Origin of the sequence: Streptomyces sp. NPDC087845 (genome assembly GCF_044742755.1) — a bacterium.
In the GTDB taxonomy this organism is placed as follows: domain Bacteria; phylum Actinomycetota; class Actinomycetes; order Streptomycetales; family Streptomycetaceae; genus Streptomyces.
Map to the genome: position 1 here is coordinate 788,035 of NZ_JBIUVC010000001.1, position 22,956 is coordinate 810,990.

The 22,956-nt window shown below is 71.4% G+C and carries 23 protein-coding genes and 1 pseudogene; 14 read left to right on the forward strand and 10 right to left on the reverse strand.

The genetic code is table 11. The annotated features are described in order from the left end of the window. The first annotated feature begins 120 nt into the window (after positions 1–120). From ACIOMQ_RS03605 to ACIOMQ_RS03615, 3 genes are all read left to right on the forward strand, one after another. Positions 121–915 (forward strand): pyridoxal 5'-phosphate synthase, encoded by a 795-nt coding sequence (locus ACIOMQ_RS03605; RefSeq protein WP_401753661.1) that lies wholly within the window; start codon positions 121–123, stop codon positions 913–915. A 189-nt stretch (positions 916–1,104) separates the two neighbouring features. Next, positions 1,105–2,016, forward strand: coding sequence for a zinc metalloprotease HtpX (gene htpX / locus ACIOMQ_RS03610; protein ID WP_362195617.1), 912 nt, complete (start codon positions 1,105–1,107; stop codon positions 2,014–2,016). A gap of 32 nt (positions 2,017–2,048) precedes the next feature. Beyond that, entirely contained in the window at positions 2,049–2,633 is a 585-nt protein-coding gene (locus tag ACIOMQ_RS03615) for a hypothetical protein (protein ID WP_362195614.1), read from the forward strand. A gap of 4 nt (positions 2,634–2,637) precedes the next feature. Here the strand turns inward: ACIOMQ_RS03615 and ACIOMQ_RS03620 are convergent, their stop codons facing one another. Then, a complete protein-coding gene (locus ACIOMQ_RS03620; RefSeq protein WP_401937064.1) occupies positions 2,638–3,102 on the reverse strand; it encodes a Zn-ribbon domain-containing OB-fold protein in 465 nt (154 codons plus the stop codon). Further along, positions 3,099–3,551, reverse strand: coding sequence for a DoxX family protein (locus ACIOMQ_RS03625; RefSeq protein ID WP_362195608.1), 453 nt, complete (start codon positions 3,549–3,551; stop codon positions 3,099–3,101). Before ACIOMQ_RS03625 ends, ACIOMQ_RS03620 begins: the two co-directional genes overlap by 4 nt. Positions 3,552–3,730: 179 nt before the next feature. Between ACIOMQ_RS03625 and ACIOMQ_RS03630 the strand changes: the two genes are divergently transcribed. Both ACIOMQ_RS03630 and ACIOMQ_RS03635 read left to right on the forward strand, forming a co-directional pair. After that, entirely contained in the window at positions 3,731–4,918 is a 1,188-nt protein-coding gene (locus tag ACIOMQ_RS03630; protein ID WP_401263119.1) for a flavin-containing monooxygenase, read from the forward strand. A 342-nt stretch (positions 4,919–5,260) separates the two neighbouring features. After that, positions 5,261–6,400 carry an MFS transporter gene (locus tag ACIOMQ_RS03635; RefSeq protein ID WP_402187935.1) on the forward strand — a complete coding sequence of 380 codons (1,140 nt, stop codon included), beginning with the start codon at positions 5,261–5,263 and terminating at the stop codon, positions 6,398–6,400. 182 nt (positions 6,401–6,582) lie between these two features. Here the strand turns inward: ACIOMQ_RS03635 and ACIOMQ_RS03640 are convergent, their stop codons facing one another. Further along, the gene (locus ACIOMQ_RS03640) at positions 6,583–7,947 is read right to left on the reverse strand and encodes a hypothetical protein (protein WP_402187737.1); all 1,365 of its coding nucleotides are present in this window, start codon (positions 7,945–7,947) and stop codon (positions 6,583–6,585) included. A gap of 137 nt (positions 7,948–8,084) precedes the next feature. Between ACIOMQ_RS03640 and ACIOMQ_RS03645 the strand changes: the two are divergent. The 3 genes and pseudogenes from ACIOMQ_RS03645 to ACIOMQ_RS03655 form a co-directional block, all read left to right on the forward strand. Then, positions 8,085–8,470, forward strand: a pseudogene (locus ACIOMQ_RS03645) (hypothetical protein); the annotation flags it as partial. A 200-nt stretch (positions 8,471–8,670) separates the two neighbouring features. Further along, positions 8,671–10,899 carry an acetate--CoA ligase family protein gene (locus ACIOMQ_RS03650; RefSeq protein ID WP_362195599.1) on the forward strand — a complete coding sequence of 743 codons (2,229 nt, stop codon included), beginning with the start codon at positions 8,671–8,673 and terminating at the stop codon, positions 10,897–10,899. 43 nt (positions 10,900–10,942) lie between these two features. Continuing rightward, complete coding sequence (locus ACIOMQ_RS03655) at positions 10,943–11,773, forward strand: enoyl-CoA hydratase/isomerase family protein (protein ID WP_401263115.1); 831 nt, start codon at positions 10,943–10,945, stop codon at positions 11,771–11,773. Positions 11,774–11,910: 137 nt separating this feature from the next. Here the strand turns inward: ACIOMQ_RS03655 and ACIOMQ_RS03660 are convergent, their stop codons facing one another. The 3 genes from ACIOMQ_RS03660 to ACIOMQ_RS03670 all read right to left on the reverse strand — a co-directional run bounded on the left by ACIOMQ_RS03660 (position 11,911) and on the right by ACIOMQ_RS03670 (position 14,052). Continuing rightward, a complete protein-coding gene (locus tag ACIOMQ_RS03660) occupies positions 11,911–12,162 on the reverse strand; it encodes a hypothetical protein (RefSeq protein WP_402187739.1) in 252 nt (83 codons plus the stop codon). Between the two features lie 80 nt (positions 12,163–12,242). Beyond that, positions 12,243–13,115 carry a hypothetical protein gene (locus ACIOMQ_RS03665; protein ID WP_401263112.1) on the reverse strand — a complete coding sequence of 291 codons (873 nt, stop codon included), beginning with the start codon at positions 13,113–13,115 and terminating at the stop codon, positions 12,243–12,245. A 496-nt stretch (positions 13,116–13,611) separates the two neighbouring features. Continuing rightward, positions 13,612–14,052 carry an ATP-binding protein gene (locus tag ACIOMQ_RS03670; protein WP_362195587.1) on the reverse strand — a complete coding sequence of 147 codons (441 nt, stop codon included), beginning with the start codon at positions 14,050–14,052 and terminating at the stop codon, positions 13,612–13,614. A gap of 157 nt (positions 14,053–14,209) precedes the next feature. Between ACIOMQ_RS03670 and ACIOMQ_RS03675 the strand changes: the two genes are divergently transcribed. The 3 genes from ACIOMQ_RS03675 (at position 14,210) to ACIOMQ_RS03685 (ending at position 16,147) form a co-directional block, all read left to right on the forward strand. Then, complete coding sequence (locus tag ACIOMQ_RS03675) at positions 14,210–15,088, forward strand: helix-turn-helix transcriptional regulator (protein WP_402187742.1); 879 nt, start codon at positions 14,210–14,212, stop codon at positions 15,086–15,088. Then, positions 15,085–15,294, forward strand: a complete 210-nt coding sequence (locus tag ACIOMQ_RS03680; protein ID WP_401263109.1) for a DUF397 domain-containing protein — start codon at positions 15,085–15,087, stop codon at positions 15,292–15,294. Before ACIOMQ_RS03675 ends, ACIOMQ_RS03680 begins: the two co-directional genes overlap by 4 nt. Before the next feature lie 238 nt (positions 15,295–15,532). Continuing rightward, on the forward strand, positions 15,533–16,147 hold the full coding sequence (locus ACIOMQ_RS03685) for a flavin reductase family protein (RefSeq protein ID WP_362196048.1): 615 nt from the start codon (positions 15,533–15,535) through the stop codon (positions 16,145–16,147). A gap of 219 nt (positions 16,148–16,366) precedes the next feature. Here the strand turns inward: ACIOMQ_RS03685 and ACIOMQ_RS03690 are convergent, their stop codons facing one another. Further along, positions 16,367–17,251 (reverse strand): LysR family transcriptional regulator, encoded by an 885-nt coding sequence (locus ACIOMQ_RS03690; protein WP_362195575.1) that lies wholly within the window; start codon positions 17,249–17,251, stop codon positions 16,367–16,369. A 260-nt stretch (positions 17,252–17,511) separates the two neighbouring features. Here ACIOMQ_RS03690 and ACIOMQ_RS03695 point away from each other — a divergent pair, with 260 nt between their 5' ends. Continuing rightward, a complete protein-coding gene (locus ACIOMQ_RS03695; RefSeq protein ID WP_362195572.1) occupies positions 17,512–18,639 on the forward strand; it encodes a M20/M25/M40 family metallo-hydrolase in 1,128 nt (375 codons plus the stop codon). After that, entirely contained in the window at positions 18,636–19,373 is a 738-nt protein-coding gene (locus tag ACIOMQ_RS03700; protein WP_402187744.1) for a DUF6585 family protein, read from the forward strand. The genes ACIOMQ_RS03695 and ACIOMQ_RS03700 overlap by 4 nt, the downstream gene beginning before the upstream one ends. 13 nt (positions 19,374–19,386) lie before the next feature. Here the strand turns inward: ACIOMQ_RS03700 and ACIOMQ_RS03705 are convergent, their stop codons facing one another. After that, the gene (locus ACIOMQ_RS03705; protein WP_362195566.1) at positions 19,387–20,724 is read right to left on the reverse strand and encodes an MFS transporter; all 1,338 of its coding nucleotides are present in this window, start codon (positions 20,722–20,724) and stop codon (positions 19,387–19,389) included. 189 nt (positions 20,725–20,913) lie between these two features. Between ACIOMQ_RS03705 and ACIOMQ_RS03710 the strand changes: the two genes are divergently transcribed. Further along, complete coding sequence (locus ACIOMQ_RS03710; protein ID WP_362195563.1) at positions 20,914–21,240, forward strand: hypothetical protein; 327 nt, start codon at positions 20,914–20,916, stop codon at positions 21,238–21,240. Here the strand turns inward: ACIOMQ_RS03710 and ACIOMQ_RS03715 are convergent. Further along, the gene (locus ACIOMQ_RS03715; protein WP_401753675.1) at positions 21,197–21,610 is read right to left on the reverse strand and encodes a DUF2809 domain-containing protein; all 414 of its coding nucleotides are present in this window, start codon (positions 21,608–21,610) and stop codon (positions 21,197–21,199) included. The two genes, ACIOMQ_RS03710 and ACIOMQ_RS03715, sit on opposite strands and share 44 nt — an antisense overlap. 16 nt (positions 21,611–21,626) lie before the next feature. Further along, positions 21,627–22,952, reverse strand: a complete 1,326-nt coding sequence (locus ACIOMQ_RS03720; RefSeq protein WP_401263106.1) for an MFS transporter — start codon at positions 22,950–22,952, stop codon at positions 21,627–21,629. Between the last annotated feature and the right edge of the window lie 4 nt (positions 22,953–22,956).

Here is a 22,956-nt window from a genome sequence, read left to right on the forward strand (position 1 = left end):
GGGGGATGAGGACCCGGACGGGACGGGGCGAGGACCCGGACGGGACGGGGCGAGGGCCCAGGCTCGGGCGGGGCGGGGGTGGCGAGGGCCGGGCGGGGGCCCATGCGCTGCAATGGGTCCATGAGTGATGCGCAGAGGACCGGAAAGCAGCAGAGAACCGGAGAGCAGCAGAGGACGGGAGCACAGCAGAGGGCCGGAGTACAGGAAACCGGAGTACAGAGAACCGACGCAGCGGCCCCCGGCGCACCGGGGACCGGTACGCGGCAGAGCTTCCTGGACCTGCTCCACGCCCAGCGCGTCTGGGACGTGGACCTTCCCTCGTTCGACCCGGCCACCGCCCCCTCCACCCCGCTTCCCCTCTTCCACGCCTGGTTCGCCGAGGCCGTGGCCGCCGGGCAGGCCGAGCCGCACACGATGTCGCTGGCCAGCGTCGACGCCGAGGGCCGGCCCGATGTGCGGACGCTGATGCTGCACGACGCGGACGAGCGCGGCTGGCACTTCGCCACGCACCGCACCAGCGCGAAGGGCCGCCAGCTCGCCGCCCACCCGCACGCCGCCCTGGGCTTCTACTGGCCGGTGCAGGGCCGCCAGGTACGGGTACGGGGGCCGGTCGCCGAGACGAGCCGGGCGGAGAGCCTGGCCGATCTGCACGCCCGCTCGACCGGAGCACTGGCATCGGCGCTGACCGGTTCGCAGAGCGAGGTCCTCGGCTCCCGGGAGGAACTGGCCCGGACCGCCGACGCCGCCTGGGAACGGGCGCGGGCCGAACCGGACGCGGAGGTCGCGAGCTGGACGCGGTACGTGGTCGAGCCGCGGGAGGTCGAGTTCTTCCAGGGCGACGCGCGACGCAGGCACGTACGGCTGCGCTACCGCCGGGACGGCGCGGACTGGACACGGGAGCTGCTCTGGCCGTAGGGCGCGGGAGCCGCCCCTCCCCGCAGAACACGGGAATCGCCCCGGCAGCAGCAGGAGGGGCGGCGAGCACAGGCCTCGGCATCAACCGATCTGTCGGGTCTTATTCGGTTTCAACAGTGAAGGGGCACTATGGGAGACAGGTGGAGAGACAGGCGAAGAGACAGGTCCTGACGAGGGCTGGAGGCACCGATGAGCCGAACCCCTTCCCGTTACGCCGCGGACCGCGGTCTGACCACGCGCATGGTGACCACCATGTTCCTGATCGGTCTGCTGTACGTGGTCCTGATCGGCGTGCTGCTCGCGGTACTGCGCGGCGCCTGGCCGATCATTCTGATCCTCGTCGGCGGCATGTTCATCGCGCAGTTCTGGTTCAGCGACCGCATCGCGGCCTTCAGCATGGGCGCCCGGGAGGTGACCCCCGAGGAGGCGCCGGAACTGCACGGCACCGTCGACCGGATCTGCGCACTGGCCAACATGCCCAAGCCGCGGGTGGCGATCGCCCAGAGCGATGTGCCGAACGCCTTCGCCACGGGCCGGGGCGAGAAGAGCGCCCTCGTCTGCGCCACCACCGGTCTCCTCCGCAGGCTGGAGCCGGAGGAGCTGGAGGGCGTGCTCGCGCACGAGATGTCGCACGTCGCGCACCGCGATGTGGCCGTCATGACGATCGCGTCGTTCCTCGGCGTGCTCGCCGGCATCATCACCCGCGTCGCCCTGTGGGGCGGCCTCTCCCGCAACAGCAGGAGCAATGACCCCATAGGCATCGCGATCATGCTGATCCCGCTGGCCAGCGCGGTCGTGTACTGCCTCAGCTTCCTGCTCACCCGGCTGCTCTCGCGCTACCGCGAGCTCTCCGCCGACCGCGCCGCCGCCCTGCTCACCGGCCGCCCCTCGGCGCTCGCCTCCGCCCTCACGAAGGTGACCGGCCAGATGGCCCGCATCCCGACCGAGGACCTGCGCAAGGCGGAGCCGTACAACGCCTTCTACTTCGCCCCCGCGTTCTCCTCCAAGGAGAGCCTCAGCCGACTGCTCTCCTCCCACCCGACCCTCGAACAGCGCCTCGACCAGCTGGCCCGCATCTCCGCCGACCTCGCCCGTCCGTAAGGGCCGACCTCGCCCGTCCGTAAGGAACGTCCATGGGTCTCCTCGACACCATCCTGGGCCGCAGCAAACCGGTCCGCCCCGACCTCGACCAGCTCTTCGCCGTGCCCTCCGCCGCCCTGACCCTCGAAGCGGGCGCCGGCTTCGCCCCCACCGGCCTCGGCTCGGTCTGCTTCGCGGGCGTCGAGGGCGGCACCTTCGCCCGCATCCAGCAGGACGTACGCGAACTGCTGGACGCCGACACCGGCCGGGGCGGCATCCCGGTGGAGTTCAGCCAGGACACGTACGGCTACACCTGGCTGCTCGCCCGCCGGCCGACCGAGGACACGGCCTCCCTGGTCAACGACCTGCACGCGGTCAACACCCTGCTCCAGGACGGTGGCTTCGGGCCGCAGCTGCTCTGCTCCCTGCTCGGGTTCCGGGACGCGCGGGACCGTCCACTGGCCCTGGTCTACCTCTACAAGCGCGGCACTTTCTATCCGTTCGCGCCGGTGCCGGGCAGTCTCGAGAAGCGGGACAACCAGCTGGAGTTGCAGGTCAGGGCGGTGCTCGGGGACGACCTCCGGATGGAGAAGGATCTGGCCCGGTGGTTCCCGGTGTGGGGGGCGCCGGGGCTGTAGCGGATCAGCCGGGGCCGGAGGACCAGGGCCGGAAGACCGGGACCGCCTCCCGGCCCATCTCCTGATCCGTCCCCCGGCCCACCTCCTGGCCCGCCTCCTGCCGGAAGGCGACCCGGAGCCGCATACCGATCGCCAGGGCCGACTCCGCGCACTCCACGATCTCCGTCATCATCCGCGGCCCCTCGGCCAGGTCGACGACGGCGGCGGTGTACGGAACGCGGGCGCCGAACGGCGGCAGGTCGTTGCGGTGGACGACGGACCAGGTGTACAGCGTGGCGTCCCCGCTCGCCCGCTCCCAGGCGACGTCCTCGCTCCAGCAGTGCGGGCAGAACTCGCGGGGGTAGTGGTGGGCGCGCCCGCAGGCGCCGCAGCGGCGCAGCAGCAACTGCCCCCGGGCTGCGGCGTCCCAGTAGGGGCGGGTGAAGGCGTCGGGCTCGGGGAGGTCGAAGCGTACGGCTGCCGTGGTCACAGGAAGAGTCCGATCGCGTCGTCGAGGGACCAGGTCTGCCAGGACATCGCGAACAGCGCGACGAGCGAGATGAGCGCCATCATCGCGTTCTGCCCCTGCTCGGCCCAGTCGTGGATCATCAGCACGAGATAGAGGAGGTTGAGCAGGAGTCCGGCGACGAGCGCGACGGGGGTGAGGAATCCGGTGATCAGGCCGAGCCCCAGGGCGAGTTCGGCGTACACGACGAGGTGGGCCATGGCCTTGGGGCGTGGGGCGACGATCCGCCGGAAGCCCGTGCGCACAGCTGCCCACCGGTGCTTGCCCGCGACGTCGGCGGCCCAGGCGATGCCCGTACCGCGCTCGAACCAAGCCTTCTTGTCCTTGTGCCGCCAGCTCTCCAGCCACCACAGGCCGAGGCCTATCCGGAGGACGGCGAGCCACTCGGCGCCGCCGAGCCAGATCGTCTGCATGGGTCTCCCGCTCACTGGAACCAACATCTGACGGTACGTCAGTTCACCTGATGGGAAAGGCTGCCGCAAGAGTCGTGCACGAGAGAGGCGCCCGGGAAGCGCGCACCCGTGATCAATTCGCAATCGATTCCCATCTTGACCGAGACCCATCAAGTAACTGCGCGATTACGCTCCGGACCATGCCTGACAGCGCACTGACCGCCGGCAGCACCGCCCCGGCCCCCACCGACCTCACCGAGGGCCGGCCCGTGTACGTGATCGGCGGCGGCCCCGGCGGTCTCGCCGCCGCCGCGGCCCTGCGCGAACAAGGGGTACGGGCGGTCGTACTGGAGAAGTCCGGGAACGTGGGGGCCTCCTGGCGCCGCCACTACGACCGGCTGCACCTCCACACGACCCGGCGCCGGTCCGCGCTGCCGGGGCTCGCGATGCCGCGCCGGTTCGGACGCTGGGTGGCCAGGGACGATGTGGTGCGCTATCTGGAGAAGTACGCCGAGCACCACGAGTTGGAAGTGGTGACGGGTGTCGAGGTGTCCCGGATCGACCGGGCCCCCGACGGCACGGGCTGGCAGCTGACCGCGACCGGCGGCCGGATGCTGACCGGCCGGGCCGTCGTCGTCGCCACCGGCCACAACCACACCCCGCACACCCCCGACTGGTCCGGGCGCGACACCTTCACCGGCGACCTCGTGCACGCCTCCGGCTACCGCAACCCCGCCCCGTACGCGGGCAAGGACATCCTCGTCGTCGGCATCGGCAACACGGGCGCGGAGATCGCCGTCGATCTGGTGGAGGGCGGGGCGTCCCGGGTACGGGTCGCCGTGCGCACCGTGCCGCACATCGTGCGCCGCTCGACGGCAGGCTGGCCCGCACAGGCGACCGGCATCCTGGTACGCAGGCTGCCGGTTTGGCTGGTCGACCGGGCCGGGGGCCTGATGGCCCGGATCGCCGTGCCCGACCTCGCCGCGCAGGGGCTCCCGCGTCCGGACACCGGCCTCTACTCACGGGTCAGGGAGGGTGCCATTCCGGTGCAGGACGTGGGGCTGATCGACGCGGTGAAGAGCGGCCGGGTGGTGCCGGTGGCCGCTGTCGAGTCGTTCGACGAGAACGCGGTGGTGCTGGCCGACGGGGAACGGATCACCCCGGACGCGGTGATCGCGGCAACCGGCTACCGGCGGGCCCTGGAGGGCCTGGTCGGCCACCTCGGCGTACTGGACGCCCGGGGCAGGCCGGTGGTGCACGGCGGCCGCACCCCCAAACAGGCACCCGGCCTGTACTTCACCGGGTTCACCAACCCGATCAGCGGCATGTTCCGCGAAATGGCCCTGGACGCACGGAAGATCGCCAAGAGACTGGCGCGCACGGGCTGACCGGCCGAGGTCCGTACGGGGACCGGGCGGGGACCGGGCGAGGACCGGGCGGGGACCGCGGGCGAGGACCGTACGGGGTTCGGGCGAGGACCGGGCGGGGTTCGGGCGAGGACCGGGCAGGGACCGGGCAGGGACCGGGCGAGGACCGTACGGGGTCCGGGCGCACGGCGACCGCCCCGCACCGGCGATCGTGTGTACGTTGAACGCGGCACGGTCGGGGCGGACGGCTCGTGGGGGCGAGGACTCGTGAGGGCGAGGACAGGAAGAGGCCGTGTTGTGACGGCACAACTGGTCACGGCACAACCGGCTCCCTGGCACAGGCTGGCGGTGCTCGTGGCCCTGATGCTGGCCGCCTTCACCTTCAACACCGCGGAGAACCTGCCGATCGGCCTCCTGGAACTCATCTCCGAGGACCTGCGGGTGTCCCTGTCGGCGGTCGGCTACCTGGTCACCGGTTACGGCGTGACGGTCGCCGTGGCGTCCGTGCCGCTGGCCCACGTCACGCGGGCCATGCCCCGACGTCACGTGCTCACGGGACTGCTGGCCGCGCTCATCGCGTCCAGTCTGGTCGCGGCGCTGGCCACCTCCTACTGGCTGCTGCTCGCGGCGCGGCTGCTGACCGCACTCTCCCAGGCACTGTTCTGGGCCGTGATGGGGCCGGTCGCGGTGGGCCTGTTCGCACCCGAGGTCCGCGGGCGTGTGGTCGGGGCGCTGTCCGTCGCCGGTTCGCTCGCCCTCGTGCTGGGTGTTCCCGCCGGGACCTGGCTGGGCCAGCAGAGCCACTGGCCAGTGCCGATCGCGGTGCCGGCCGGTCTGGGGCTCGTCTCCCTCGTGACGATCGCCGTCCTGCTGCCGACCTCGCGTCCGGAAGAAGGGCGCGCCGCGTACGGAACCGATCCCGACAGCCGCCGGTTCAGGACCGTGCTGGCGGTCGGGACCCTGTCCGCCACCGGGGCGTTCGCGGGCTACACGTACATCGTGAAATTCCTGGGCGACGTGAGCGGGTTCCCCCGGAGCACGGTCAGCGCCCTGTTCGTGGCTTTCGGTGTCGCGTGTCTGGTCGGGGTGAGCATCACCGGCGTGCTGCTGGACCGCTTCCCGCACCTCATGCTGGCCGTTGCCGTAGCCACGCAGGCGGTGGGCATGCTCGGCCTGTACGCGGTCGGTGCCGATCCGGTGGCGGCGGTGGTGTTCCTGGCGCTGATGGGCGGTGCACTCGGCCCGGTGTTCATGGCCACCCAGAACGAGATGCTGCGTTGTGCACCGGGTCGCACGGACATCGCACTCGCCGCCAACTCCGGTGCCTACAACGCGGGTATCGCGGCGGGCGCCGCGCTCGGGGGCCTGGTCCTGCCGCTCGCCGACGTACGGGGCACCTTCCTCGCGGGCGGGCTGCTGACCGTCGGGGCCTGCGCGGTGCTGCTCGGGGAGCGACTGCTGCCCGGGGGTGCCGTCAACACGTCATGCCCACGTGCGGAGTGATGCGAGAGCAACGCCGGCTTCGGTTGAAGCAGTTGAAGCAGTTGAAGCAGTTGAAGCAGTTGAAGCAGTTGAAGCAGCGTTCCACGGCACCGCGGCGTCCGCAGAACTGCTGGGGGCCACACACACGCGGGGCGCGGCCGGGAAGGACCGGCCGCGCCCCGCACTGTTCCGTGAAGCGTCCGTCACGCCTCGGGCGTGGCGTTCACCACGACCTTCGCCGTGTTGTTCTCGGGCTTCGGGTCGAACGGGAAGGACGTGCCCCCGGGGCCGCCGGAGGTGAGTACGACCCGGCCGGTGGCGTCGGCGACGACCCGGTCGACGCGCAGCTGGAACGGGAACGACCGCGCCGTGTCCGGCAGCGTCCAGTACGGCAGGGAGCAGACGTACCGGGGCGCGCCCGTCGGTCGCGGGTAGTAGCCGCCGCTCAGGGTGCGCGGCTCGCAGGCCTCGGGCGCGGAGGTGACGGTGACGCCCTCGGGGACGGTGAAGTCGACGTTCGCGACGGGGTCACCGGAGCCGAGGTTGCCGAGCCAGGCCGGTCCGTTGTTGCGGAAGCCGAGTTCGGCGGTGACGGTCTCACCGGCCCCGCCGGTGACACGGGCGCCCTCCACCACGAAGTCGGCGGTGTTCACCGCGGTCAGGGCGGCGATGGCGTAGTTGTCCTCGTGCGCCAGGTCGGTGGCGCCGTTGCCGGGCTCGACGCTGATGTCGAGGCGCTCGGCGAGCGCGTGCGAGGCGAGGGCCACCCGCATCGGCTCGGGCAGCGTGTAGGTGTCCCCCGGCTCCAGCACCTGGTCGAAGGTGCAGGTGGCGTGGGTCATGGGGGCGTAGTCGCCACCGGTCGTCCGGTAGGTGCACTCGGGGTACCGGGTGACGAAGTCGAGTCCGTAGGAAGCGGAGAGGGTGGCGGTGAAGCCCTCGGACCGCTCACCGCCGTTGTTCGTCAGCACGAAGGGAACGGTCTGCTCGCTGCCCGGCTGCGCGCCCGTCACGGGGGCGATCCCCCCGAGGGACAGGTCCGGCCCCGAGGCCACGGTGACCATGGTGTCGAACGAGTCGAGCGGGGCCTCCAGGGTGCCCGAAGGGCCGCCGGTGGCCACGGCGGCGTAGGTGATGCGCCCATGGGCCCCGGCCGCGGCACCGTCGGCTGCGCGGAGCGTGAGCCGGACCTGCGGGCTGTAGTCGCCGCCGATGACCGGCACTGCGGGAACGCTGCACACGGCGGTCGTTCCACTCGGTGCGCAGTTGTCGGGCCAGGTCACCTCGGCCACTCCGGTGACACCGGAGATGTCGACCGAGAGCCGGCCGTCCGTGACGGTGAAGTTGTCGTTGTCGTGGTAGAGCCCGACGTCCAGCGGACGGCTCTGCGACTCACCGTCGCCGCTGCCGCCGACCTGCAGGTTCTGCTCGGCGGGCGCCTGGATCCAGAGCTGGTCGGACTGCTCGTCGGCGGACGCGGGAGCCGCGAGTCCGGCGGCCAGGAGTCCGACGGCCACGACGGCACAGGCTCTCAGGCGCGCGGTGCGCCGGGTGGAAGCAGGTCTCATGAATTCCCCCAGTGATGGGCCGATGAAGGCGAACGGCGGCCGGTAACTCCGGCCCGTTCGTTGGACGTTCAAGATCGCCCCGAGGTTGTACGGCGCTCGCGACAGCGAATCCGCCGCCGCCTGCGTGCCGTTGACGCATGGCCGTGTTCGACGAGTTGTCGCGCGGCGTGCAGGGCAAGGCACCCCTTCGGCCGGCCGGTGCTGTATCCGCATCCGCCGTGGTCACCGAGGTTCACGGACGACGCGTACCCGACCCTGCGCATGCCACTGCGCGGTGCGGGCTGGATCGTCCCGGAAGGCGCCGGCGGGGACGGGAGCAGCAACGGGACGGGAGCGCCAGCAGGGACGGAAGCGCCGGCGGGGACGGGAGCGGCAACGGGGACGGAAGCGGCAACGGTGATCGCGCCGCGCGCCGGGTGCGGTCGGTGAGGCCGCGACCGTACGGGAGCCGGCCCCGTTCGCCTACACCGACGCCCCGGCCCCGGCCACGGGTACGGCCCGTACGAGCGTTCTGCGCTCCCTGTGCCTCACGAGAAGCCTGTACCGGCGCCCCGCCCATCAGCCATGTCCCGGAGTCCGGGATGGATGTCCGGCCTCCCGGCCCAGCCTTTGCCTGCACAGCCATTCCTGACGGAGCGTCAGTTCAGTAACCTGACAGAGCGTCAGCTTCATGCTGGCCGGTCACGATCACCCGACGGACTTCGAGCAGGAGTGGGCGGAACGATGCTTGGATCGACTCACGGCACCCTCACCACCGACTTCCGCGCCAGGGTGGTGGCCTGCGGCGAAGAGCCGTATGCCATCGTCCACAGCATGGCGGCCGCCGCCACGGAGGGCGATCTCGATGTCAGCGGCCGCCCGCTGCACGCACCCGTGCCGGACCTGGACCGGTTCTTCCGGCCCGAGTCCGTGGCCGTCATCGGCGCGTCCGATGCCGAGGGGCGGCCCAATACCGGGATCACCCGGCAGCTGATCGGCTGGGCCGAGCGGGTCGGGGCGCGGCTGCATCCCGTGCATCCCAGCCGGGAGTCCGTGTTCGGGCGGGCCTGTTCTCCTTCCGTCGCGGACCTGCCGGAGCAGGTCGATCTGGCGGTGCTGCTGGTCGGCGATCCGCTCCCGGTGATCGAGGAGCTCGGGCAGGCCAAGGTGAAGTTCGCCGTCGCCTTCGCCTCCGGGTTCGCCGAGACCGGCGAGGCGGGCGCTGCCGCCCAGGCGCGGCTGGCCGCGGCGGTGGAACGGTCGGGGCTGCGGCTGCTCGGGCCGAACACCAACCTCAACGCCTTCGAGAGGTTCCGGGACGATCTGGACGGGCCGGCGATCGCGCTGATCACCCAGTCCGGTCATCAGGGCCGCCCCGTCTACGCCCTTCAGGAGCTGGGCGTGCGGCTCTCGCACTGGGCACCCACGGGCAACGAGGCGGATCTGGAGACCGCCGACTTCATCTCGTACTTCTCGCAGCGCCCCGAGGTCGGGGCCATTGCCTGCTACGTGGAGGGGCTCAAGGACGGGCGCTCCTTTCTGCTCGCCGCGGACCGGGCGGCGCGGGCCGGGGTTCCGGTGGTGGCGGTCAAAGTGGGACGTACGGAGGCGGGGGCCAGGACGGCCGCGTCACACACCGGCAAGCTGACCGGCGCCGACCAGGTGGTGGACGCGGCGATGCGGCAGTTCGGGGTGATCCGGGTGGACGGGCTCGACGAACTCCAGGACACCGCGGCTTTGCTGGCGCGGGCGCGCAGGCCCCTCGCCGAGGGGGTCGTCGTGTATTCGATCTCGGGCGGCACGGGCGCGCACTTCTCGGACCTGGCGACCGGTGCCGGACTGCCGCTTCCCACCCTGTCCGAGGAGAAGCAGCGCGAGCTGCACGAGTGGATTCCCGGCTATCTGAACGTGGCGAACCCGGTCGACAACGGCGGCCATCCGGTCGGCGACTGGCGCGGCCGGAAGATCATCGACGCGATCCTCGCCGACCCCTCCGTCGGCGTGCTGATCTGTCCGATCACCGGCCCCTTCCCCCCGATGAGCGACAGGCTCGCGCAGGACCTGGCGGACGCGGCGGAGGCCACGGACAAGCTGGTGTGCGTGGTGTGGGGCTCGCCCGTCGGTACGGAGGACGCGTACCGTACGACGCTGCTCGGCTCGTCCCGCGTCGCCACCTTCCGCACCTTCGGCAACTGCATCACCGCCGTGAAGGCCTATCTGGACCACCACCGGTTCACCGCCTCCTACCGCTCCCCCTTCGACGAGGCACCGCGCACGCCGTCGCCCTCGTTCCGCAAGGCGCAGGCACTGATGCGCCCGGGCCAGCAGCTGAGCGAGCACGCGGCGAAGCAGTTGCTGCGGGCGTACGGAATCCGCGTTCCGCGCGAGCAACTGGTGACCAGCGCGGCGGCGGCCGTCCGGGCCGCGGGGCTGGTCGGCTACCCGGTCGTCATGAAGGCGTCGGGCGCCCGGCTCGCCCACAAGACCGAACTCGGCCTGGTCAAGGTCGGGCTCACTTCCGCCAGCCAGGTGCGGGACACGTACCGCGAACTGACCGACATCGCGCGGTACGAGGGCGTCGAACTGGACGGGATCCTGGTCTGCCAGATGGTCGAGCGGGGCGTCGAGATGATGGTCGGCGTCACGCAGGACGCCTTGTTCGGACCGACGGTGACGGTCGGGCTCGGTGGGGTGCTGGTCGAGGTGCTGCACGACGCGGCGGTGCGGGTGCCGCCGTTCGGCGAGGACCAGGCGCGGTCGATGCTCGGCGAACTGCGCGGCAGAGCCCTGCTGGAGGGCGTACGCGGCGGCCCGCCGGTGGATGTGGACGCGCTCGTGGAGGTCGTGCTGCGGGTGCAGCGGATGGCGCTGGAACTGGGTGACGACCTCGCCGAGCTGGACATCAATCCACTGATGGTGCTGGGGCGGGGGCAGGGCGCGGTGGCGCTGGACGCGCTCGCCGTCTGCCGCTGACCGGCCCCGCCGCCCGACCCGCCACCCACTCAGGAGCTGCCTCATGCCGTCCTCCCCCGAAGACACCGCCGGGCCCACCGACCCGCTCGACTCATTGGTACTCCACGCCACTGACAACGGCGTCTCCTGGATCACGCTCAACCGCCCCGAAGCGATGAACGCCGTCACCTGGGACCAGCGGGAGCGCGTCATCGCCCTGCTCGCCGGGGCCTCCGCCGACCCGGCGGTCCGGGCCGTCGTCCTCACCGCCACCGGCCGCGGCTTCTGCGCGGGCGCCGACCTGCGCGGGGCCCCCGCGACCGGCGACCGGGTGCCGGGCGACGTCGCCCGGACGATCCGGCTCGGCGCGCAGCGGCTGATCGCCGCGGTCCTGGACTGCGAAAAACCGGTGATCGCGGCCGTCAACGGCACGGCGGCCGGCATCGGCGCCCACCTCGCGTTCGCCTGCGATCTCGTGCTGGCCGCGGACTCGGCGAAGTTCATCGAGGTGTTCGTACGCCGCGGTCTCGTACCCGACGGCGGCGGCGCGTACCTGCTGCCACGCCTGATCGGCCCGCAGCGCACCAAGGAGCTGATGTTCTTCGGCGACTCGCTCCCGGCGGCGGAGGCGGAGCGGCTGGGGCTGGTCAACCGGGTCGTCCCGGCCGAGCAACTGGCGGAAACGGCCGGGGCGTGGGCACGGCGGCTGGCCGACGGCCCGACCCGGGCGATCGCCCTCACCAAGCAGCTGGTGAACGCGTCCCAGGAGTCCGACCGGGCGACGGCCTTCGCGGCGGAAGCAATGGCTCAGGAGATCAATATGACGACGCAGGACGCGGGCGAGGGTGTGGCAAGCTTCGTCGAGCGGCGGACGCCGAAGTACCGGGGGCTGTGAGGTCTCCGGTGACGAGGGCGTCGACCGCCGTCACGGAGTGAACCGCCCGAGCCAACGGGCCACGGGGTTCCCCCACCGTTGTGCGGCCGGGGTCCGCCGATGGGGTGAAGTCCCCCGGCGGCCCGGCCGCAGCCCACCTACTTCTCGGTGAACACGTCCTCGACGGACCTGGCAGCGGGAGCCCTCAGAAGCCAACGGGTCAACGTATCGAGATCGGAACAGCCCGTGATGCGTTCGCGGACCTCATCCGACACCTCAATACCGGCCTGGCCAAGAAGAAGCAGGATGCTCCTCGCGAGGCCCTCAGCGCGGCCCTCGGTACGGCCCTCCGCGCGGCCCTCGTCCCGGATTTCTTCCGAAAGAGCTGACTTGTAGAAAGAAAGGTCCACGGCCACCAGGTTCCTCCACTGTTGTGCGGCCGGAGTCCACCAATGAGGTGAAGTCCCCCGGCGGCCCGGCCGCAGCCCACCTACTTCTCGGTGAACACGTCCTCGACGGACCTGGCAGCGGGAGCCCTCAGAAGCCAACGGGTCAACGTATCGAGATCGGAACAGCCCGTGATGCGTTCGCGGACCTCATCCGACACCTCAATACCGGCCTGGCCAAGAAGAAGCAGGATGCTCCTCGCGAGGCCCTCCGCGCGGCCCTCGTCCCGGATTTCTTCCGAAAGAGCTGACTTGTAGAAAGAAAGGTCCACGGCCACCAGGTTCCTCCACTGTTGTGCGGCCGGACGATTGCCCAGGCCCTGTGCGGTGAGTTCGACGATGGGGTCGGCGATGGTTTCCGGTACGTCCCGCAGAGCGGTCGACAGCGTTTTCAGTATGGCACCGATGTCCGGATCGCCTGCGTGTGTGATCGCCGCCAGCGTGGCCAGTGCCAGGTCCTTGCGGGCCTCGGCCACGTCGGTGATCACCGGCATGTTGTGCGGGCCCGCGACAAGGGCTTGCAGAGTGAGCACGGGCGATTGCGGGTGGCCGACCGCGAACGGGCGTGCTGCCCACTCGGCGGTGGCCCGGTCCTGGCAGACGACCAGCAGCATGGGCGGCAGTTTGTACTTCGCCTGGAGATACGACAGGTAGTACATCCAGCTCGCCGGCTTCTCCGGGTCCTTCTTGCCCTGGGCCTCGATCGCCAGGAGGTAGGACTGGTCGTCCGCCATGTCGATGCGCAGCAGGGTGTCGACACGGCGTTCGAGCGGCCGGTTCTCGGTGAGGTCCGTGGGCATGACAGTGGCCGAGGCAGGTGGGCCGATCGCGACTCCCAGTACCTCGGAGACGCGGGTGAAGAGTCCCGGGTACTCCTGAAAGATGCGGTGCATCGCCTCGTGGGACGAGCTGACCATATGGATTTCCTTGGGTTGTCGAATGGTCGGGGCGGGGGGTATCGGCCGGGCCGCGGAACGGCGGCGGTACTGGTGGGAGCCGGGTGGTCAGCCGATGGGCCGGGAGGCCGACGGGGCGGCGCAGCCCTTCGGGCGGAGGGTCGATGATCGGTGCGTGTTGTACGGCAGCGGGTCCGGGCCCGGCCCCGCATTCCAGCCATGCGGCGCCCCGGTACCAGGGCGTCACGTCGGGCGCGGAGATGTTGTCAGGCCCTCGGTCGAAATTGCCGTCCCGGCCGAGGACCTTTGCATGTCCGGGGTTTGTTCGTCGCGGTGAGCATATGCCGGACAACCAACCTGATTTCCAGCTAAGTTGGCCCACCTCACCCATGTGGGTGACGACAGATGGGGTGGGCCAGGAAGGGGGCATCGCCCAAGATGTTCACGGCATTTGATGCCCCACGGCGCCGCGTCGCGGACCACCGGATCACGGATGTCCGCGACCCGGTGGCGGCGGTCACGGTACGAGGTCGAGCTCGGCCCAGACGGTCTTGCGGGGGACGGGACCGGGGTTGACGCCCCAACGGTCGGCGAGCGCCTCGACGATCAGCAGGCCGCGTCCGGACTCGCAGTCGTCATCCGGGACGGCCGTGCCGCCCGGACCGGGCGGCAGGCGCTCGCCACGTGCGTCGCTCACCTCGATCCGCAGGAGCGCGCCGTCGTCGTGGATCGCGAGGCCGAGCCGGAAGTCCCTGCCCGGTACGCGGCCGTGCACCATGGCGTTGACCGCCAGTTCGGCGACGATCTGCGCGGCGGACTCCGAGGGGATCCCCCACTCGCCGAGATGCGCAGTGGTGAGCAGCCGGGCCAGCCTGGCTCCCCGGCGGGTGGGCGAGAGCAACACGGTGAACGCGCGGCTGGCAGCGGGGGGTTGGGGGAGGGTGATTTCTTGTTTCACGTCACTCAGCGTGGCCGGGCACGCCTACGCTGACCAGTGATCAGCCGGATGCGTACGGTGACTGTCCGGTGGTTGTCCGGAGCTGTCCGGGCTGTCCGGAGCAGGCGTGCGGGTATGTGGTGCCGCAAGGGTGACGGCACGTCGGAGGTGGCGCGGAATGCGGGTGGATACGAGCAGTACGGAACGGCCCGGGGGCGAGGCGGACGAGCCCGGTTGGGACGTCGACCCGGACGACGAGTCGGGTGCGGCGGTCGTCGCCACGGTGGGGCGGCAGTTGAAACTGCGGCGGGAGGCGGCCGGCATGCGGGCGGTCGAGTTCGGCGTCGCGATCGGGTACGGGGAGGACCAGGTCTACAAGGTCGAGGCCGGGAAACGGATCCCGCGCCAGGAGTATCTGGACAGAGCGGACGAGGTGCTGGGGGCCGGCGGGCTCATCGCCGCGATGAAGAAGGACGTGGCCGAGGTCCGGTACCCGAAGAAGATTCGGGATCTGGCGCGGATGGAGGCGCGGGCGGTCGAGCTGCTGTCGTACGGCGACCACAACCTGCACGGCCTCCTTCAAACGGAGGAACACGCTCGGGCGCTGCTCAGGACACGCCGACCCGCTTACTCACAGGATGAGCTGGAACGCATGGTGGCCGCACGTATGGCCCGCCGTTCCATCTTCGACCGGTCACCGGCACCGGATCTCAGTTTCGTCCTGGAGGAAGTGACGTTGCGCCGACCGATCGGAGGGACAATGGTGCGACGCCGGCAGCTTGAACACCTGCTGAAGGCGGGGCAGATGCGGAACGTCGAGATTCAGGTAATGCCGACCAGCCGCTGGGACCACCCCGGAACAGGCGGAAAGATCCAGGTGCTGAAGTTCGACGACGGCTCTGGGGTGGGGCGTACCGATGGCGTGCACGGCGGGCGCCCCGTCTCTGATCCTCGGCAGCTCCGGGTCCTTGAGCTGCGGCATGGCATCATCCGGGCCGGGGCTCTCACTCCGCGGGAGTCGCTGGCCTTCATCGAGCAAGCGCTGGGAGAGACATGATTCGCAAGACCTCCGTCGAGGACGCTCCCGAACTGAAGTGGTTCAAGAGCAGTTACAGCGACAGCAGCGACGGCAACGACTGCGTCGAGGTCGCCACCACCCCCAACACGGTCAACGTCCGCGACTCGAAGAACGCACAGGGTCCCCGCTTCGCCATAGCCCCGGACGCATGGGCGGACTTCGTCACGTACGCCGCCGGGAGCTGATCACCGGCAGCCGCCCGGATCCCGGCTCGGGCGGACTCGGGGGCCGGGTCACCGCCTGAGCCTGTGCCAGCCCGGTGAGCCGAGATCGCCGTACTCCCGGTTGAGTCCGAGCCGGTCCGACGTGCCGCTGATCCGCCAGACGTCGGAGTCGCCACCCTTTCTCTCCGGAACTCTCGCCGCCCCCTTCCTATCTGACGTAGCGTCAGTTTCAATGGAAGGCGTGATGGGACACGCAGGCATGGCCGCCACCGCCGTCCGGTACCTCAGGTCCGTCGGCGCCGCCACCACCGGAGGGCCGGCGCCGGTCGATCCGCTGCCGCGCCCGGAACTGCGGGCCGTCGCGGACGATGAGCGGCTGCCCGTCGATCCGGCCGAATTCCGGCGCGTACTGGGGCACTTCGCGAGCGGTGTCACCATCGTCACCGCACACGACCCGGACGACGCGCAGGGGCCGGCGGGCTTCGCCTGCCAGTCGTTCGCGTCGCTCTCCCTCGACCCGCCGCTGGTCACCTTCATGGTCGCCCGTACGTCGACGACCTGGCCGCGCATCGCCCGCGCCGGGGCCTTCTGCGTCAACATCCTCGGCGCGGACCAGGGCGCGCTGTGCCGGAGCTTCGCGGTGAGCGGGGCCGACAAGTTCGCGGGGGTGGGCTACGCGGCGGCTCCCGCGACCGGGTCGCCGCTGCTGGACTCCGTACCGGCCTGGGTCGACTGCCGCATCCAGGCCGTCCACACCGGCGGCGACCATCTGATCGTGGTCGGCCGGGTGGAGGCGCTGGGGGCAGCGGACGGGGACGGTCCGCTGGTGTTCCACCGGGGCGTGTTCGGGCGGTTCGGGCCTCTGGGCGAGTGAGCGGGCACGAATCAGCGGCCCGGCCGGGCGCGGCGGGCGACGGGCGGTAAGCGGCGGGCGGCGAGGGGCGAGGGGCGAGCAGCGGGCGGCAAGCAGAAGGCAACGACCGGCGGGCGACCGGCAACAAGCAGCAGGCGACCGGCGACGAACGGCAAGCAGCAAACAGCGAGCGGCAAACAGCAAGCCGCAGGCAGCAAGCACCACGCCACAAGCCGCGGTTCAGCCGGCGGCCTCGTGGAGCAGGTCCCGCAGTTCGAGTGCCGCCGGAAGCGGGGCGGCGGGTAGTGCCGCGTATACGGTCCGGCGTGGGGCGAGATCGTCGAGCCGGCAGAGGGAGAGTCCGGCCGGCACCGCCCAGGCCGCCAGCGAGGGGACCAGTGCGACGCCCAGCCCCGCCGCCACATAGCCGAACTTCCCGGTCCACTCCGCGATTCTGACGATCTTCCTCGGCCGGAAGCCGGCCCTGGCGCAGACCTCGGTGAGCATCATCGGCCGGTCGGCGGGCGCGTCCTGGAGCCAGGCCTCGTCGCGCAGTTCACGAAGGTCGATCGTCCCGGATCCGGCCAGGCGGTGCTCGCGCGGGAGAACGACGAACAACTCGTCCTCCAGCAGCGCCTCCGTGGTCACACCGTCGGCCGACGGGAGACCCGAGGGGTAGTCGCTGACCACGGCGAGATCGAGCGCCCCCTCGGCGAGGCGCCGCATCAGCGCATCGCTGCGCCCCTCGCTCGCGACGACCTCGACATCCGGCCTGGACCGCAGGAACGCGCGCAGAGCGGCGGGCACCAGGGAGATGTTGGCGGTGGAGAACGCCGCCACGCGCAGCGTTCCGCCGTGTCCCGCGCGGATCGCGGTCAGCTCGTGCTCCGCCCGCGCCAGACGGTCGAGCACCTCCACGGCATGGCGGTGCAGCGCGTGCCCGGCGGGGTTCAGCCGCACGCCCCTGGCGAGCCGGTCGAACAGCGGGCCGCCCGCCCGCTTCTCCAACGAGGCGATACGCCGGGACACCGCGGACTGCGTGTAGTCGAGACGGGCCGCGGCCTGCGTGAACGATCCGGTGTCGGCCACGGTCACCAGCAGACGCAGTGCGTCGGTCTCGAACACATTCCCCCCATGCATGGCTCACATGCAATCTAGTCGCTGGTGGCATGCCTTGTCCCGCCCTAACGTCAATCACCCGGCCCCCGTCGGCGGGACGGGACCGGACGCGGCCGGACGCGGCCGCACGACACCGCACGACGTCGCACGACATCGCACGACACCGCACGACGCCGGAGGAACGCTTCCGGCTCGCGCCCTAGTCGGGCTCAACTACCAGGAGGAATCATGGAGTTACTGTCCACCGTCGAACCCGGACGGGGCCGATGACCACCGGGGCCGCGCCCGCGTTGCCCGCGTTGCTGGCCGATCTGGAGGAGCTCGTGGTCTGTGAGTCCTTCTCGGCCGACCATGCCGCGCTGGCCCGCAGCGCCGAGGTCGTCGGCGCCCTGGGTGCGAGGCTGCTGGGCCGGGAGCCCGAGACCGTCGTGATCGAGGGTGTGCCTCATCTGCGCTGGGTCTTCGGCACACCGCGGGTGCTGCTGGTGGGGCACCACGACACGGTGTGGCCCATGGGGTCGCTGGAGACGCACCCCTGGTCGGTGGCCGACGGGGTCGCCCGGGGGCCCGGGGTCCTCGACATGAAGGCGGGTCTGGTGCAGATGTTCCACGCGCTGGCCTCCCTGCCGTCCCCGGACGGCGTGTGTGTGCTGGTCAACGGGGACGAGGAGGTCGGCTCCCCGACCTCGCGGGAGCTGATCGAGGATTCCGCGCGCGGTTGCGCCGCGGCCTTTGTGCTGGAGGCGTCCGCGAACGCGCAGGGCGCCCTGAAAACCGCCCGCAAGGGCACGTCGCGCTATGAGGTCGTGGTGCACGGCAGGGCCGCTCACGCCGGTCTGGAACCGGAGAAGGGGGTCAACGCCGCGATCGAGGCCGCCCACCAGGTCCTGGCCATCGCCGGCCTCGCGGCAGCGATGGGCACCACGGGTTGCGAGCTGGGAGCGCCGACGGTCACGCCCACCCTGGTGTCGGCCGGCACCACTCTCAACACCGTGCCCGCGCGGGCGAAGGTGTCGGTGGACGTCCGGGTGCCGACCCCGGCGGCGCAGGACCGGATAGATGTCCTCATGCGGGGGCTGACCGCCCGGACGCACGGAGCGCAGCTGACGGTGGAGGGCGGGAAGAGGCGTCCCCCCATGGAAGCGGCGTCCTCGGCCGCCTTGTTCGCCCTCGCCTCCGCGATCGCCGCGGAGCTGGGTCAGGAACCACTGCGGGGGGTCGCCGTGGGCGGCGCCTCGGACGGCAACTACACGGCGGGCACGGGCTGCCCGACGCTGGACGGCCTGGGCGGCGTCGGCAGCGGCGCCCACGCGGACACCGAGCACGTCGTGATCGACCGGATGATCCCCCGTACCCATCTGCTCGCCCGACTGATCGAACGGACCCGGCGATGACCGCAACCGCACCGGCACGGACCTCCCTGCCGGCCGAGGCCACCGAGCTGGCCGCACGACATCGACTCGGCGCGCTCCAGGGCTCGTTCGCCCCCAAGCGCATGAGCAAGGTCCTCTTCGCGCTCTACATCTTCACGGTCCTCCATCTCCTGGCCCTGTTCGTCATACCCGGTCTGGCGTTCCTCTGGTGGCTGCGCCGGACTCCGGACTTCAGCAGGAAGCAGGCGGCCAAGCGTCTCCACCTGTTCGAGAACGGAATGATCGTGCACCCGCAGTCCGGCGACGGAATGATCGCCATCCGCTGGGACTCCGTGCGGCTCTACCAGAACATCACCCAGAAGATCATCAACGGGATCCCCAGCACCACCACCCACGTGTACTCCGCGGTCGGCCCGGGGCGCGTCAGCGCGACGATCACGGAGTTCTACGAACACCCCGGAACGTGGGGACCCCATATGCAGGGGGCCATCCTGCGCGCCCAGGGCCAGGCGGCCCTGAAAGCCGTCCTGGAGGGCGAGAAGGTCAACTTCGGCGACTTCTCGCTCTCCGGCACCGGCATGGCCACCACCAGGAGCGGTCACCTTCCCTGGTCCGACGTCCGGGGGATACGGATCGAGGCGGGCCGGGTGCACATCATGCGGAACGGAGACTCCGGCCGCTGGTGCAGCGTCGCCGTCAGCGACATCGCGAACCTCCACGTCTTTCTGGCGGTCGCCGAGCGCCTCTCCCCCTGACCGGACGGCGCCGTCAGCCGAGTCCCGCGGCGGCGGCGCCCGAGGGCTCCCGGACCCGCCGGATCACCAGCGCCATCAGTGCCGCCGTCGCGCACAGCGCACCCGACGCGTACCAGACCACGTCGTACGAGCCGAAGGCGTCGCGCGCCACACCGCCCAGGAACGCCACCAGTGCCGCGCCCACCTGGTGGGAGGCGAGGACCCAGCCGAAGACGATGGCGCTGTCCTCGCCGTACTGCTCGCGGCACAGGGCCAGCGTCGGCGGCACGGTGGCGACCCAGTCCAGGCCGTAGAAGACGATGAAGAACACCATCGGCGGATGGACCGTCGGTGCCATCAGCATCGGCAGGAAGACCAGCGAGATGCCGCGCAGCGCGTAATAGACGGCGAGGAGCCGGCGGGCGTCGAAGCGGTCGGTGAGCCAGCCGGAGAAGACCGTGCCGATGATGTCGAAGACCCCGATGACGGCGAGCAGCGAGGCCGCGGCGGTGATGGGCATGCCGTGGTCGTGGGCCGACGGCACGAAGTGGGTGCGGATCAGGCCGTTGGTCGAGGCGCCGCAGATCGCGAACGTGCCGGCGAGCAGCCAGAACGGTCCGGTGCGGGCGGCGTCGGCCAGTACGCGCAGGGTCCGCCTCGCCGCCCCGCGAGCGGGCGCGGGCTTCTCCGTGTAGGTGCCGCCGTACGGGGCGAGGCCCACGTCGGCCGGGTGGTCGTGCAGCAGGAGCCAGGCGAACGGGACGACGGCCAGGGCGGCGAGCGCGACGGTCACCGAGGCCGGGCGCCAGCCGTGCTCGTCGACGATCCAGGCGCACAGCGGCAGGAAGACCAGTTGGCCGGAGGCGCCCGCCGCGGTGAGGACGCCGGTGACCAGGCCGCGCCGGGCCACGAACCAGCGGTTGGTGACCGTGGCGGAGAAGGCCATCGCCATGGACCCGGTGCCGAGGCCGACGAGCAGCCCCCAATAGATCATCAACTGCCAGGAGGCCGTCATCCAGACACTGGCCAGCGCCCCGGCCGCCACCGCGCTGAGCGCGACGACGACGACCCGGCGGATGCCGAAGCGGTCCATCAGCGCGGCGGCGAACGGCGCGGTGAGCCCGTAGAGCGCCATGTCGAGGGAGACGGCGAGTCCGATCTCCCCGCGCGACCAGCCGAATTCCGTGTGGAGCGGGTCGATGAGGAGGCCGGGCAGGGAGTTGAAGGCGGCGCCGCCGATGATCGTCACGAAGGTGACGACGGCGACGATCCAGGCGCGGTGAACGCGTCGGCGGGAGCGCGCGCCGGGGGCCGCGGGGGCGGGGGCCCGCCGGTCGTCGTCCCGGGCGGCGCTTTCGGTTGTCTGGGTCACGTCACTCAGCATCCGGTGACCGCGTACGCGCCCACGAGTGGCCGGAGGGTCACCCTTCGCAGGAATCGGGCCACGGGCCGCGGGCGGACCGGCCGCTTCCGGCCCGGACGGACTCGTTTGCGCGTACGATCACCTGTCGTTCGGCGGCCGTGCGCCGCGCCTTCGACGCGTACCGAACCGGGGGATCTCATGCAGTGGCCGGCACGTCAGCGGTTCCACCACCATTCCGCGCTGATGCAGACCTGGGGCGCCGTGCTGCTGATCGCCGCCTGCGCCCTGTGGATCTGGCTGGGTTTCCTGCTGGCGGACCAGCAGGGCACGTACTGCTACCGCGCCTCGCCGTGCGAGGTGGCCACCGAGGTGCCGAAGCAGCTGACCGTCCTCGGAGCCTCCGTCCCCTTGTCCGTCCTCGGTACGGCGCTGCTCGTCGGCGGCAGTGTGCGCAGGCAGACCAGCGCCCATGTCTTCCAGGTCATCGAGATGCAGAAGTCCGAGGAGCGCGAGCGGGCGAAGTAGCCAGGGCCGCCACCGCCCAGGCGCACCCCGCCCCCACCACGTACCAGAACAGATCGGGCGCGTTGAAGGTGGAGCCGAGCACCAGCCGCGCCGCCGTGCTGTGCCGGGAGAGCTCCGCAGGCAGCCCGGTCAGTTGCAGCAGCTCGACCGCCCAGCTGACGGCGAGCGCCGTCCCGGCCGCCGCTGCCGGGCGCGTGCGGGGCGCGATCAGGACCACCACGGCGCAGACCAGCACCGTGTAGAGGGCGTCCCCGGCGTACTTGGCCGCATCGCCGCCGGCCACCGCCCTGGCGCCGAGCCCGGCGGCGACGGTCAGCAGTGCCGCTCCCGCGGCTGCCACCCGTGGCACCGCCACGACCGCCTCCCTCATCCGACCTCACCCGACCTCATCCGATCCGCTCCAGCCGCCGGATCGGCCGGGCCGCCAGCAGTACCGCCACCGCCACCATGTTGATCACCGCTCCGGCCAGCAGCACCTCCGGAGTGCCCACCCGGTCCGCGACCGGTCCGGCCAGCGCCCGGCCCGCCGCCAGCATCAGCAGCGAGCCCGCCACGTCGTACGCGTGCAGCCGGTTCAGCGCCTGGGGCGGCACATGGGTCTGGACCGTCGTCGACCACATCACCAGCCAGAACGCGAACGCGGCACCGGCCACGAACTGCCCGGCCCCGAGCGCGGCCACCGGCATCCCCAGGCCCAGCACGACCAGGTTCACACAGACCGCGCTCAGCGCGACGGCCCCCGCCGCGAGGGGGCGGCGCGGCCTCAGCCGCAGCGCGAGCAGCCCGCCGACGACGCTGCCCGCGCCGTTCACCGCCATCATCACCCCGTACGTCCCCGAACCGTGCGCCTCGGTCACCTCGACCGCGGTGAGCGGGAGCATCGGGCCGAGCACCGCGAAACCGTACACCGTCCAGATCGCGATCACCCCCCACAGCCAGCTCCGGGCGCGGAACTCCCGCCAGCCGTCGACCAGTTCGGCGACGAAGGTGCCGCGCCGCACCTCGTCCGCCGGGGCCGGGGCCAGCCGGAGCAGGAACAGGCAGAGGCCGGAGACGAGGAAGGTCGACGCGTTCGCCGCGTAGACCGCTCCGGCGCTGGCGAGCCCGACGAGCATGCCCGCGAAGGCCGGGCCCGCCATGGTCATCAGCGCCTCGGAGACCCGGAGCACCGCATTGGCGCGCTGCACGTCCGAGGCCACCCGGGGCACGGTCGACGCCACGCCCGGCTGGAAGAGCGCGGCGCCCACCCCGGCGACCGCGCTGAGCGCGTACACCGCCCACAGGGGCGGGTTGCCGGTGGCGAAGGAGACTGCCAGCACCGAGGCACCGACCAGCCGCAGCGCATCCGCGATGATCATCATCCGGCGCGGGGTGAACCGGTCGGCCAGTACACCGCCGAAGAGCACGAAGAGGGCCAGCGGGCCCATCCAGGCCGCGAGCGCGAACCCCACCGACGAGTGCGGCCGGCCCGCCCCCAGCAGGCCGGCGGTGAGCGCCACCGGGATCATGCCGTCGCCGAAGAGCGCGGCGGTCCGGGCGACGAAGAAAAGCCGGAAGTTGCGGTTCCAGAGCTGTGCGGGACGGCCGTCGCTCAGGCCGTCGGCCGGCACGCCCCCCAACGGATCCGGGCTCGACGGACGGGGCGGCGGAGGCGGTGCGCTCTCGGGTTCCGCGGCGGGAATGCGTGCGTGCTCTGCTGACTTTTCCTTCACACCG